The organism is Flavobacterium sp. PL12, from assembly GCF_039123485.1.
GTDB lineage: Bacteria > Bacteroidota > Bacteroidia > Flavobacteriales > Flavobacteriaceae > Flavobacterium > Flavobacterium weaverense.
The window spans coordinates 43,808-58,262 of sequence record NZ_JBANDI010000026.1; the positions used below are offsets into that span (position 1 = coordinate 43,808).

The 14,455-nt window shown below is 33.0% G+C and carries 9 protein-coding genes and 1 tRNA gene; 9 read left to right on the forward strand and 1 reads right to left on the reverse strand.

Features of this window, described 5'->3' with window-relative positions; all coding sequences use genetic code 11:
• Positions 1-21: 21 nt before the first annotated feature.
• From RCH19_RS12265 to RCH19_RS12280, 4 genes are all read left to right on the forward strand, one after another.
• Positions 22-1,158, forward strand: coding sequence for a 1-acyl-sn-glycerol-3-phosphate acyltransferase (locus tag RCH19_RS12265; protein WP_343023466.1), 1,137 nt, complete (start codon positions 22-24; stop codon positions 1,156-1,158).
• Entirely contained in the window at positions 1,148-2,176 is a 1,029-nt protein-coding gene (locus tag RCH19_RS12270) for an asparaginase (protein ID WP_343023467.1), read from the forward strand. The genes RCH19_RS12265 and RCH19_RS12270 overlap by 11 nt, the downstream gene beginning before the upstream one ends.
• A gap of 60 nt (positions 2,177-2,236) precedes the next feature.
• A tRNA-Ser gene (locus RCH19_RS12275) sits at positions 2,237-2,321 on the forward strand.
• An 885-nt stretch (positions 2,322-3,206) separates the two neighbouring features.
• Positions 3,207-3,908 (forward strand): porin family protein, encoded by a 702-nt coding sequence (locus RCH19_RS12280; protein WP_343023468.1) that lies wholly within the window; start codon positions 3,207-3,209, stop codon positions 3,906-3,908.
• Here the strand turns inward: RCH19_RS12280 and RCH19_RS12285 are convergent.
• The gene (locus tag RCH19_RS12285; RefSeq protein ID WP_343023469.1) at positions 3,903-4,508 is read right to left on the reverse strand and encodes a hypothetical protein; all 606 of its coding nucleotides are present in this window, start codon (positions 4,506-4,508) and stop codon (positions 3,903-3,905) included. The two genes, RCH19_RS12280 and RCH19_RS12285, sit on opposite strands and share 6 nt — an antisense overlap.
• A 224-nt stretch (positions 4,509-4,732) precedes the next feature.
• On the opposite strand from RCH19_RS12285, the gene RCH19_RS12290 reads away from it, so the two are divergent.
• From RCH19_RS12290 to RCH19_RS12310, 5 genes are all read left to right on the forward strand, one after another.
• Complete coding sequence (locus RCH19_RS12290; RefSeq protein ID WP_343023470.1) at positions 4,733-7,177, forward strand: bifunctional UDP-N-acetylmuramoyl-tripeptide:D-alanyl-D-alanine ligase/alanine racemase; 2,445 nt, start codon at positions 4,733-4,735, stop codon at positions 7,175-7,177.
• Between the two features lie 91 nt (positions 7,178-7,268).
• Positions 7,269-7,688, forward strand: coding sequence for a large conductance mechanosensitive channel protein MscL (gene mscL, locus RCH19_RS12295; protein WP_121924548.1), 420 nt, complete (start codon positions 7,269-7,271; stop codon positions 7,686-7,688).
• A 335-nt stretch (positions 7,689-8,023) separates the two neighbouring features.
• Positions 8,024-9,019 carry an aspartate-semialdehyde dehydrogenase gene (locus tag RCH19_RS12300; protein ID WP_121924547.1) on the forward strand — a complete coding sequence of 332 codons (996 nt, stop codon included), beginning with the start codon at positions 8,024-8,026 and terminating at the stop codon, positions 9,017-9,019.
• Positions 9,020-9,595: 576 nt separating this feature from the next.
• On the forward strand, positions 9,596-11,803 hold the full coding sequence (locus RCH19_RS12305; RefSeq protein ID WP_343023471.1) for a TonB-dependent receptor: 2,208 nt from the start codon (positions 9,596-9,598) through the stop codon (positions 11,801-11,803).
• A 117-nt stretch (positions 11,804-11,920) separates the two neighbouring features.
• Positions 11,921-14,044: a prolyl oligopeptidase family serine peptidase gene (locus RCH19_RS12310; protein ID WP_343023472.1), complete on the forward strand. Its 2,124-nt coding sequence runs from the start codon at positions 11,921-11,923 to the stop codon at positions 14,042-14,044.
• The last annotated feature ends 411 nt before the right edge of the window (positions 14,045-14,455 follow it).

The following is a 14,455-nucleotide window of genomic DNA, read 5'->3' on the forward strand; positions in this document are numbered from 1 at the left end:
ATTAAATAATTGAGAACCAAAATGCAGAGATTTGACGCTATTCGGCCTTTTTATGATTCCGAAATAAACGAAGCACTTAACAATGTTGTGAATCATCCTATGATGAAAGCATTGATGAATTTTACTTTCCCAGATGTTGCGGATGAAGTTTGGAAAGAACAACTTCATAAAACGCATTCTATCCGCGATTTTCAATGTAATGTTATATATCAATCTGTTCAAAGAGTATTAGAGAAAAGCTCTGATGGATTGACAACTTCAGGTTTTGAAAACTTGGAGCCTAATACTTCATATCTATTTGTTTCGAATCACCGTGACATTTTATTGGATACTACTTTACTAAATACTGCTTTATTTGAAAACGGTTTAGTAATGACGGCTTCGGCTATTGGAGATAATTTAGTTAAAATGTCATTTTTAAATACATTGGCTAAACTAAATCGTAACTTTTTAGTACAACGTGGCTTAACGCCAAGGGAAATGTTGCAAAGTTCAAAATTACTGTCAGAATATATAGGACATTTATTGTTGCATGAAAACCGATCGGTGTGGATTGCACAACGAGAAGGTAGAACTAAAGATGGAAGAGATGAAACTAATCCTGGTATTTTGAAAATGCTTGGAATGGGTTCTGATGAAAAGAATTTAATGGACTATTTCAAGAAAATTAAAATTGTACCTGTTTCTATTTCTTATGAGTACGATCCAACGGATGCTTTGAAAATGCCGCAGTTAATGGCTGAAGCAAACAATGAAGTGTACGTAAAAGATAAAAATGAGGATTTCATGACGATTCTTAGTGGTGCACTAGGTCAAAAGAAAGGAATTCATATTCACGTAGGTAAAGTTTTGGACACTGAAATTGAAGATATAAAAGAGAATAATGAAAGTTCAAATAAGCAAATTGTGTCTTTAGCACAAGTTATTGATGATGCAATTTTGAGCAATTATCACTTATGGCCAACTAATTTCATCGCTTTTGATATTGTAAAGAAAACGGAGCGTTATTCACATTTATACACAGAAAATGAGAAATCATTATTTGAGCGCCGCTTAGAAATGCGAATTGATCACGATAATCCTGTAGCATTAGATGGATTTCTAGCAATGTATGCAAATCCAGTAGTGAATAAATTGAAATACCACGATGTCGTATAAAGCTAAAATACTTCTTATTTATACCGGTGGAACCATTGGTATGAAAAAAGACTTTGAAACTGGCGCTTTGAAAGCTTTCAATTTTAGTAAATTATTGCAGCGCATACCAGAACTGAAGCAATTAGATTGCGAGATTGAAACAATTTCTTTTGGTGATCCAATTGATTCTTCGAACATGAATCCTAATGAGTGGGCAAAAATCGCAACAATCATTCAGGAAAATTATAATTCATTTGATGGTTTTGTAGTGTTACATGGCTCAGATACGATGTCATATTCCGCATCAGCATTGAGTTTTATGCTAGAAAATTTAGCAAAACCAGTAATTTTCACTGGTTCGCAGTTGCCTATTGGCGATTTACGCACCGATGCTAAAGAGAATTTAATTACAGCTATTCAAATCGCTTCTTTACGAGAAAACAATCGTCCAGTAATAAGTGAAGTTTGCCTTTATTTTGAATACAAATTATATAGAGGAAATAGAACCACAAAAATAAATGCCGAGCATTTTAAAGCATTTACATCTCCTAATTATCCTGATTTAGTAGAATCAGGAGTGCATTTAAGAATGAGTCCAGAATTATTTTTACCTTATTCTCCAGAGAAAGTGTTGAAAGTTCATAAATATCTAGATACGAACGTCGCGGTTATCAAAATGTTCCCAGGAATCAGCGAGGCTGTATTATCTGCCATTTTAAATATACCAAGTCTAAAAGGAATTGTTTTAGAAACATACGGAGCTGGAAATGCGCCTACCGAAGACTGGTTTTTAAACTTACTAAAAAAAGCAATAAGTGATGGTTTACATATTATTAATGTAACTCAATGCTCAGGCGGAAGTGTAAGTATGGGACAATATGAAACAAGCACAGGGATGAAAAAAATAGGAGTTATTTCTGGAAAAGATATAACTACTGAAGCGGCAATAACAAAATTAATGTTTTTACTGAGTCAAAAAATTGAGGCTAGCGAATTCAAATCAATATTTGAAACTTCATTACGTGGAGAAATAATATAATAATAAGGTTTTGCTTTTCTAACTCATTTTTTTTAGTGTTCTTTGCAACCGTAATAAAATAGAGAGGTGGCCGAGTGGCTGAAGGCGCACGCTTGGAAAGCGTGTATATGGCAACATATCGAGGGTTCGAATCCCTTCCTCTCTGCAAAGAAATAATGCTTCCTGAAAGGGGAGCATTATTTGTTTTATAGCGTGTCAAACTTTTTAGTTTGGCTAAGCGGTAAAACAAAAAAGGCTCATGGCATGGAATGCCAAGCATTATTTCTTTGTGAGACGCCCCTTTGCGGGATCAACGGAGTTAATCCTTTACTTGGCGTGTCAAACTTTTTAGTTTGGCTAAGCGGTAAAACAAAAAAGGCTCATGGCATGGAATGCCAAGCATTATTTCTTTGTGAGACGCCCCTTTGCGGGATCAACGGAGTTAATCCTTTACTTGGCGTGTCAAACTTTTTAGTTTGGCTAAGCTTTAAAACGAAAAGGATCAAGCATGAAATGCCAATCAGTATTTTTTTGTGAGAAGTCTCTTCAGGGGATCAACAGAGTTAATCCTAATTGTGTTTTGTCTAATTTATTCGAAAAGATTCGCAATTTAAATACATGTTTATCAGTTTTGAAATGTCACAAAAAAAACTCTCAAATTACATTAATTGTTCGGGACGCTTCCAGCGTGACAATTGGAATAGTTAATCTTATTTATTTTAGTATCAATTGCAGTTACTCTCAATAGTAGGGACTCTTCCATCATGATAATTTGAATAGTTTACCTTATTTATTTTAAAATCAATTTGAGTTAGTCTCAATAGGAGGACTCTTCCAACGAGAAAATCGTAATTGTTTAAATTTTCAGTTTTTTGCTGGAACTTATATTTTGATGATGGCAAATCTCCTTGACCACCGTTTCTAGATAATCTTTTATCAGCCGTATATTTAAAATTCAAGTATTAAAAGCATTTGAAAACTCCATTATCTTATATTTGTAGCTTTATAAAAGGATTCAAATTGAGTTAATGATTTAATAAACAAAAATGGTATGCGATTATTTCTAAGTTGTTTTCTTTTTTTTACTGTGTTGAATGTCTTTGCACAGCAAAATACAGCTCCTGAAATTGTTCCTCTTGCAAAGATCGATTCCTTGTATAGAGAAGATCAGTTTTATTTTGCAATAACGTATAACACACTTAGCGATAAGCCTGCAGGTTTGTCGCTAAGCAAATTTTCTTCAGGATTTTCAGGCGGGTTTCTAAGAGATATGCCAATCAATAAGAAACGAACTGTTGCCATTGCTTCTGGTATTGGATTCTCTTATAATAACTACAATCAAAACATGTCCATTACTTCAACTCCTTCAGGGAATGAATATGCGATTATTGATGCTGATGCAAAATATTCTAAGAATAAATTCTCTCTACTTTCTGTTGACGTGCCTGTAGAATTTAGATGGCGAACCTCCACTTTCGAAAGCCATAAGTTCTGGCGTATTTACACTGGAATAAAGTTCAGCTACTTGCTATATGATAAGTCAGCTTTCAATAGTAGTATGGGAAAAACTCATATCAATGGAAACAAAGATTTTGATAAAATTCAGTACGGAGCCTATATTTCTTCCGGTTATAATACCATAAATTTATACGCTTATTACGGTTTAAATCCGTTGTTTAAGTCGGCTAAAATTGCTGGAGAACCCGTCAAAATGAACGCATTGAATTTAGGGATTATATTCTATATTCTATAACCAAATATACAATAGAAGTATTTGCGGAATAGCGCCTAGAGCAAATCCTAAAACGAGTTCTCTATTCGTATGCGCCTGCATTTCTAAGCGGGAAGATGCTACAATACCATTTAGTAGAATCAATATTGTAATAGTGACAATATTCTGCATTTGAAGATGAATACTCAATCCTATTACAAAAACTGTTAATGAACTCATGGCCATCATGTGTAGGCTTGCTCTTATATTCCCAAATAATAAAATTAAAGCTAATAAAGTGCTCATCAATGCTCCTAAAAAGAAAAAATGTAACTCGAAGTAGCGATCAATACTAATGCTTTTTCTAAGTAATAATATGATTAAAAAGCAGTGGACAACCAATGGAATTTTTCTTTGAGATGTTTTAGAAATCATTATGGTATCAACATTTCCAGTGGCACGCAATAGTATAAAAACTAAAATTGGAATTATTATAGTTACTATGGCAACCTGAAAGAAAATGAATATTTTTTCTTGATCTACAAAATCAGCATTGTAATAGAAAAGATAAAACAATGTAGCTATGGCCGGAATAAAAATCGGATGGAAAACATATGAAAACGAAGGAAGTAATTTTTTCAAAATATTAGTTTCTTTAAGCAAACAAATATAACTAATCTGTAAAAATTAAGGCAACATATCGAAGTTGTTTGTTGATTTATAGAACTTCCTTTAACTATATAAATTGAATATCGGGGTCGTCTTTGTAAAAAGAAATGGTATTTTTACGAAAGTTAAAGCCCCGAAAGGGTGGCCAAAACACTATTTTATTTCGAAAAAAATTAATTCCTATCTACTCTCATTTTATGAATCCAAAAATTTTCAATAGCATCCAAAGTATACCGGCAAAGTTTGTTGGTAATCAATTTGACACAGCTTTAGATTCGGTTTCTATTGATAGTAGGTCTTTACAAAACGGTTCTCAAACTTTATTTTTTGCATTGGTAGGCGTTCATACTGATGCGCATATTTATATTTCTGATCTTATTGAAAATGACGTTCGTAATTTTGTTGTCAGTCACATTCCAGAAGGTTGTGAAGAACGTGCAAATTTTTATATTGTCGAGAACACCTTGACTGCATTACAAGAATTTGCAGCGCAGTACCGCAGTCTTTTTGATTTTCCTGTAATTGGTCTTACCGGAAGTAATGGTAAAACAATAGTAAAAGAGTGGCTTAATTTTCTACTGAGTCCTGACTACAATGTTATTAGAAGTCCAAAGAGTTACAATTCCCAAGTAGGAGTTCCGTTGTCTGTTATAGCGATTAATGAACAGCATAATCTTGGAATCTTCGAAGCAGGAATCTCAAGTAGATTTGAGATGAATAAATTACAAAATATCATTAAACCAACTGTTGGTGTGCTTACTAATATTGGTTCTGCACATGATGAAGGTTTTCTAAATTTAGAAGAGAAAGTAAAAGAGAAAATGTCGCTTTTTCAAAGCTGTGAAGTTGTCATTTACCAATTTAATGAAAATATCACTTCGATACTTTCTCAACGACAAAATGCTTTTACGTGGAGTTTTACGAATCAGGAAGCAGATGTTTTCATTGGAAAGAAAACTGATAGAGAGCAAACAGAATTACAAGTTTGTTACAATAAAGAAGATTTTAAAATTAATATACCTTTTCAAGATGAGGCTTCGATAGAAAATGCAATTTCATGTTTAATGGTTTTAATTTATTTTAATTATGACCATTTCACTATTCAGAATAGGATGAAAATGTTGTATCCCGTAGAAATGCGTTTAAAAGTTAAAAATGGAATTAACAATTGCAGTATTATTGATGACAGCTATAGTTCAGACTTTCAGTCTTTAAAAATAGCTTTAGATTTTCTCGAAAGTCAGAAACAATCGGATAATAAAACAGTTATTCTTTCTGATATCTTTCAAAGTGGATTGTATAAGGAAGAATTATACGCTAAAGTTGCAGAATTAATCGTGTCTAATAATATTAGTAGAGTTATTGGAATAGGAGAGACAATCTCTGAATTTAAATATAAGTTTCAAAAGTGCGTAACCTATAAAAATACAGCTGAATTTATTAGTGATTACGATAACATAGACTTTTCAAATGAAACTATTTTAGTGAAAGGAGCTCGCTCTTTTGAATTCGAAGAAATTGTCTGGTTGTTAGAGGAGAAAACACATGAAACTGTTCTTGAAATAAATCTTAACGCAATAAGTTATAACTTGAATTTTTATAAAGCTAAACTAAAACCTAATGTAAAAATTATGGTAATGGTAAAAGCTTTCGGCTATGGAAATGGTGGTTTCGAAATTGCTAAGTTGCTCGAGCACCATAAAGTTGATTATTTAGGTGTGGCTTTCGCCGATGAAGGAATAGCTTTAAAAAGTTTAGGTATTCAGTCACCAATAATGGTTTTAAATCCTGAAAACACTAGTTTTAACGCTATTATTCAGTATCAATTAGAACCTGAAATATATAGTTTAAAAGGACTTCGAGCTTTTCTCAAAATGGCCGCTCAAAAAGGATTACAGGATTTTCCCATTCACATAAAATTGGATACAGGAATGCACCGTTTGGGTTTTGAAGCCAATACGATTGATGAATTGATTGCTACTTTAAAAGGAAATCAAAACGTAAAGGTGAAAAGTATCTTATCTCATTTAGCTACTAGTGATGATTTAATTCACAAAGATTTTGCAAAATTACAAATTGATTTATTCGAAAAGTTATCCAGCCAATTAATTAGTGAATTAGATATAAAACCTATTCGTCATATATTAAATACATCAGGAATTAGTAATAATGTCGATTCGCAATACGACATGGTCCGTTTAGGAATTGGTCTTTACGGAGTTTCAAACGATAGTGAAGAACAAAAAAAACTAGAAAATGTGGGTACTTTGAAATCAATAATTTCTCAAATCAGGACTATTGCGGCGGGAGAAAGTGTAGGTTATGGAAGAAAATTTATAGCTGAAAAACCAACAAAGATTGCAACAATTCCTATAGGATACGCTGATGGGATTTCTAGAGGTTGGGGAAATAGTGTGGGATTTGTAACAATCAAAAATCAAAAAGCAACTATAGTAGGAAGTATATGTATGGACATGTTGATGGTCGATTGTAGCGAAATTGAATGTAAAGAAGGTGATGCAGTGATCATTTTTGGTAGGAATCCAACTGTTAGTTACATAGCTGATAAGCTGCAAACGATTCCATACGAAGTGCTTACGAGTATTTCGCAAAGAGTTAAAAGAGTATTTTATAGAGAATAGTAGTTTTTTTTAATGTTAGATATACAAATGTTAATTTTTTAATTATTTTTGCTTTTACACAAAAAGCAGTTCTAACAAAAAAAAGAAAACTATGGGATTTTTTAGCGATTTTAAAGCATCTTTAATGAAAGGTGATGTAATTAGTTTAGCGACTGCCGTTGTTATTGGTGGAGCATTTGGTAAAATTGTCGGATCGGCAGTTGATGATGTAATCATGCCAATCGTAGGTTTAATTACTGGAGGTATTGACTTTACACAAAAATTCATAACACTTGATGGTAATTCTTATCCAGATCTAGCTGCTGCTAAAGCTGCAGGAGCTGCCGTAATAACTTACGGAAATTTAGTTCAAGCAATTATTAATTTTGTAATTATTGCTTTCTTCATTTTTGTTGTTTTAAGAGCAGCTGAAAAAGCGAAGAAAAAAGAAGAGGCTGTTGTTGTTGTAGCGCCAGTAGGACCTACACAAGAAGAATTGCTTATCCAAATTAGAGATCTGTTAAAGAAGTAATTTCCGCTACATTATATATTCTAATCTAAACCGTTTCTTCATTGAGACGGTTTTTCTTTTTTATCACATTTAGTGTTTTGTTTAAGGTTGCATGAAAAAGTTTTACTAGAATAATTTCAATTGCAACATGAATTGATGATCAACAATTAGACGAAGTTTTTTATTATGACTGAATTCTGTACGCATAATATTCATTTAATGAGTTTATAAGCAAAGCTTAAATAGCAATTGTTATATTTTAAACATTTTGTTATTTTTTGTTAACTACCTTGTTTTGATTTGAATATTACTTACTTTTGTTTTTCAAATTTTATATTCAATAATAAAAATATACTATGAAAATTGCAGTTGTTGGTGCTACCGGAATGGTTGGCGAAGTAATGTTGAAAGTATTAGCAGAAAGAAAATTTATTTCGGCTAACGACGAATTGATTCTTGTAGCTTCTGAAAGATCAGTTGGTAAACAAATTGAATTCGATGGTAAAATGCTAACCGTTGTTGGCTTACAAACTGCCGTAGATATGAAAGCAGATATTGCTTTATTTTCTGCAGGTGGAGATACTTCACTTGAATGGGCTCCAAAATTTGCAGCAGCAGGAACTACAGTTATTGATAACTCATCTGCGTGGAGAATGGATCCAACGAAAAAACTGATTGTTCCTGAAATTAACGCTCACGAATTAACAAAGGCAGATAAAATTATAGCAAATCCAAACTGTTCTACAATTCAAATGGTTCTAGTATTAGCGCCATTGCATAAAAAATATAATATTAAGCGCGTTGTCGTTTCTACTTATCAGTCAATTACTGGAACTGGAGTAAAAGCAGTTGCACAATTAGAAAATGAGTACGCCGGAGTAAAAGGTGAAATGGCTTATAAATATCCAATCCACAGAAACGCAATTCCTCAGTGTGACTCATTTGAAGAAAATGGATATACTAAGGAGGAAATGAAATTAGTTCGTGAAACTAAAAAAATATTAAGTGACAATACGATAGCTGTTACTGCAACTGCTGTTCGCGTGCCAATTGTAGGTGGTCACAGCGAAGCGGTAAATATAGAATTCTCGAATGATTTTGACTTAAGTGAAGTGAGAAGCATCTTGCATCACACAGATGGAATAGTTGTTCAAGACAATAATGATACTTATACGTATCCAATGCCAATGTACGCACAGGGTAAAGATGATGTTTTTGTGGGTAGAATCCGTAGAGATGAAAGCCAAGAAAACACATTGAATATGTGGATTGTAGCAGATAATTTACGAAAAGGAGCAGCGACAAATACCATCCAGATTGCAGAATATTTAGTAGCTGCAAAACTGGTTTAAATTCATTGAATTCACAGAGAATTAAAAAACTACAACTTTTACAGTTGTAGTTTTTTGTTTTACTACCTTTGCCAAACATGAAAAGCAACAAGCTCATATTAAGTCTTTCCCTGGTTTTTACAGTATTGTTCTCAATACTGTTTCAATCATTGCATACGTATGAGCATATTTCAAAGCAACTTTCAGAAAAGCATTGCGAGCATCAGTACAATGTTTCAGGTACTGAAATCACCCATGAACATCATAATATTGATCATTGTTATGTATGTCATTTTACGCTTGGCACCTACATTACACCCACAAACGTAAGCTATCAGCTATATTTATCTAATGCCGAAATACCTTATTTTAGCATTGATCAGAAAATTGTAATTACTTTTTCTGGCAGTTCTTATTCCCTTCGCGGTCCCCCAATAAATACTTTAAGCTAAATTTATTTAAGCTTATTTCAGATTTTTTTTCTACGCAATTTCACATCTTTGATTTTGCGAAGTACTTACTGTATTTAAATCACATTTCCGTTTACGGTATCTTTTTTTGGCTTAAGCCGAAACGCGAAATACTATAATCATTTCAATGAAAAAATTTATCATAGCCCTATTTTTGGGAATATCTGCATTTTTGCAAGCGCAAAATACAATTTCAGGTACTGTAACTGATATGTTTAACCTACCTGTTAAAGGCGTTTCCGTATCAATTTCAGAACTGCATAAAGGAACTACAACAGACAAAAATGGGAAATACCAATTTTCTAATTTGCCTAATAGAACCTTGAAAATCAATTTTACTATGCTAGGATTCGCAACTCAGAATCAAAGTGTAAGCATAGGATCTAACGAAATTATTCTAAACGTTTTACTTGAAGAAGCGATCTTTGAAATGGATGAGGTAATTGTTTCTACCGCTTTTAATAAAATTCAATCACAAAACGTGATGAAAGTAGAACACGAAACTATTAAAAACTTACAAAGAAAAGGAACTTCAACTTTAATCGAAGGATTAGCGACTATTCCCGGAGTTTCTCAAGTTTCAACTGGAGCTTCCATTGGCAAGCCAGTTATACGTGGTTTGAGTGGAAACAGAGTTTTAGTTTATTCTCAAGGTGTTCGAATAGAAAATCAGCAGTTTGGTGATGAGCACGGGTTAGGTTTAAATGATGCGGGAGTAGAAAGTGTTGAGGTTATAAAAGGACCCGCTTCGCTATTATATGGTTCGGATGCTTTGGGTGGCGTGCTCTATTTTAACCCAGAGAAATTTGCTAATGCGAATACTTTTAAAGCTAATTTTAGCCAAAAATATTTTTCAAATACTCTCGGAAGTAACACTTCATTGGGATTGAAAAAATCAACTGATAATTGGAAATTTATGACTCGTGTAAGTTATAACACACATTCTGATTATAAAATTGCTGATGGTGAGAGAGTGACCAATACGCGTTACAACGAAACTGATTTTAAAACAGGTATTGGTTATAGTAACTCTAAATTTTCTACAGTTCTACGTTATAATTATAATAAATTAGATTTAGGAATTCCAGAGGAAGGAATTGCCGAACAGAGCACTAGTAAAAAAACAGAATTTCCAAAACAAGGAATTTTTAATCATTTACTAAGTTTGAACTCTATATTTTATTTAGAAAATTCAAAAATCGATCTGGATTTAGGTTATATCGCTAATGACCGAAGCGAGTTTGAAGATAGTAACGACGCAGCCTTGCACATGAAATTAAAAACATTCAATTATAATTTAAAATACCATTTACCAAAAACGGGAAAAATTGAAACTATCGTCGGAGTTCAGGGAATGCATCAGACCAACAGAAATTCAGGAGAAGAATATCTAATTCCGGATGCAGTAACAAATGATTTTGGTGTTTTTGGAACTGCTAATTATGAATGGAATCGCAATGTGTTGCAGGCAGGACTGCGTTTTGATAATAGAAATATTAAAACAGAAGCTCAAGGAATTGCAGGCGAGGAAGGATCGTTTGAAGCGGTCGATAAATCATTTGATAGTTTCAACGCTGCTTTAGGTTATAAAACTAATTTAGTGGATGATTTGACTTTGCGTTTAAACATCGCGACAGGATTTAGAGCTCCAAATTTAGCTGAGTTAACTTCAAATGGAGTTCATGAAGGAACTAATAGATATGAGGTGGGAAATACCAACTTAAAAACGGAGCAAAACGTTCAAACCGATTTAAATTTAGAATATAAGAACAGTCATTTTGAGTTTTTTGTAAATGGATTTTACAATCATATTAATAATTATATTTACACTTCGGCGACTGGAGAAACGATAGATACAAATCTAGTTTTTGACTATATTCAAGATAACGCTAAATTGTATGGTGGTGAAGTAGGTCTGCATTTACATCCACATCCATTGGATTGGTTGCATTTCGAAACTAGTTTTGAAACCGTAACTGGGAAAAAACAAAATAGTGATTACCTGCCATTAATTGCAGCAAATAATTGGGATAACACTATTCGAACAGAATTTAAAATTAAAAATTTACTGGAAGATGGATATGCAACTTTAAATGTATCCAGCACTTTCAACCAAAAAAATGTAAGTGGTTTTGAAACAACATCAAATGGTTACACTTTAGTTAATTTAGGTTTTGGAGGAACGATGAAACTAGGTAAAACAGCATTCGATATCAGTGTGAATGGTAATAACTTATTGGATAAAAAATATATTGCGCATCTTTCCCGTCTTAAAACGGATGGTATTCCTAACATAGGAAGAACCATCGTTCTAGGTGTAAATTTTGATTTGTAAATTACTGTCTAAACAGCACTACGTGATAGCATATTGCTTTTTAGTTTTATTTAAGACTCCGCATAGGAGGAGAGCTAACTATTTGTCTATTTTTGTAATAACCTAAAACAGAATCTAATGAAAAAAACTTTTTTAATAATGGCTGTGACTTCTACATTAGCAACTTTTGCTCAAGATCAAAAGTCAAATACGATTAAATACCCGCAAACTAATAAAGGTACAACGGTAGATGTATATTTCGACAGTAAAGTTTCTGATCCCTATCGCTGGCTTGAAGATGATAAATCTGCTGAAACAGGTGCTTGGGTCAAAGCCCAAAATAAAGTCACTTATGATTATTTAGCTCAAATTCCATTTAGAGACGTACTTAAAGCTAGAATGGAAAAATTATGGAATTACGAAAAAATAGGCGCACCATTTAAAGAGGGAGAATTTACCTATTACTACAAGAACAATGGTTTGCAAAATCAATCCGTTTTATATAGAAAAGATGCACAAGGAAATGAGACTATTTTCCTTGATCCAAATACTTTTTCTAAAGATGGAACTACATCCTTAGGAGGACTAGATTTTTCTAAAGATGGGTCGAAAGTTGCGTACGCCATTTCAGAAGGTGGTAGCGACTGGAGAAAAGTAATTATCATGGATGCTGTTTCTCAAAAAATTGTCGAAGACACAATTGTAGATGTGAAATTTAGCGGTGTTTCTTGGAAAGGAAATGAAGGTTTTTACTACTCAAGTTATGATAAACCGAAAGGAAGCGAACTATCTGCAAAAACAGATCAGCACAAATTATACTTCCACAAATTAGGAACTGCTCAAAAAACTGATAAACTAATTTTTGGTGCAGACAAAAAACGTAGATATGTTGGTGGAAACGTAACTGATGATAATCGTTATTTAGTAATTACGGCAGCTAATTCCACTTATGGGAATGAACTATATATCAAAGATTTATCAAAAGCAAATAGTCCTATTGTTACTCTTGTTGACAATTTTAATAGTGCTAACAGTGTTATTGAAAATGAAGGGTCTAAGTTGTTTATCGTAACAGATTTAGATGCGCCAAACAGACGTATCGTTACTGCTGAAGTAAATAATGCAAAGCCACAAAGTTGGAAAAATTTCATCGCAGAAACTGAAAACGTATTATCTCCTTCAACTGGTGGAGGTTACTTCTTTGCTAATTATATGCAAGATGCAGTTTCAGTAGTTAAACAATATGATTATTCTGGAAAAATGATTCGTGAAATTGAATTACCAGGTATAGGAACTGCAGCAGGTTTTGGTGGAAAGAAAAAAGAAAAAACACTTTATTATTCTTTTGCGAACTACATTACGCCAGGTTCTACTTTTTCATTCGAAACAGAAACTGGAACATCAGCTGTATACCAAAAACCAAAAGTGGATTTTGATAGCGAGCAGTACGAATCAAAACAAGTTTTCTATACTTCGAAGGACGGAACTAAAATCCCAATGATTATTACACATAAGAAAGGATTAACTTTAGACGGAACTAATCCAACAATGCTTTATGGATATGGTGGATTTAATATTAGCTTGACGCCAAGTTTCAGTATTGCAAATGCAGTATGGATGGAAAATGGTGGTGTTTATGCAGTACCTAATTTACGTGGAGGTGGAGAATATGGAAAAAAATGGCATGATGCAGGAACAAAAATGCAAAAGCAAAATGTATTTGATGATTTCATCGCAGCTGCAGAATATTTGATTGCTGAAAAATATACGTCACCTAATTATCTTGCTATTCGCGGTGGTTCAAATGGTGGACTTCTTGTAGGAGCTACAATGACACAACGTCCAGAATTAATGAAAGTTGCTTTGCCAGCAGTAGGTGTTTTAGACATGTTGCGTTACCACACTTTTACTGCAGGTGCAGGATGGGGTTACGATTATGGAACAGCTCAAGATAGTAAGGAAATGTTTGATTATTTAAAAGGATATTCTCCAGTACATAACATTCAGAAAGGGATTCAATATCCAGCAACGATGATTACAACTGGTGACCATGACGATAGAGTTGTACCAGCACACAGTTTTAAATTTGCTGCTGAATTGCAAGAAAAACAAACGGGTGCAAATCCTGTTTTGATTCGAATCGACATTAATGCAGGTCACGGAGCTGGAAAATCTGTTGCAGCAACAATTCAGGAAAATGTAGATATTCAAGCATTTACATTCTATAATATGAGAGTTGTTATATTGCCTAAATTAGAGTAGTTTTTCTCTTCTAATAGTGCAGAACTTGATTTTAAAAGAAGTTTGTAAAATATAATATTTTCAGAAAAACGCTGTTCGAAAGGATAGCGTTTTTTTTTGTCGTTAATATACCCACGTCTTAGTAATGTAGAATTTTATATAGTTTTGATTATTAAAATTATAGAGCTATGAAAAGCGATAAAACAGCAGTAATACTAGTGAATATATCTAATCATCTACATTATTTTATCACTAATTGTTTTTCACAATGTTTTACTAATACAGTCGTTTTTTGATAATGATTTGGTTAAATTTGAGAGACAATAAATAAATAAATATAACCCGTTGGGTGTAATTATTTAAAGTAAAATAAATGACTTAGATATTGGTCAAGATACTGAAATTCAGTATCTTGAAGTCGCTAAACAACCA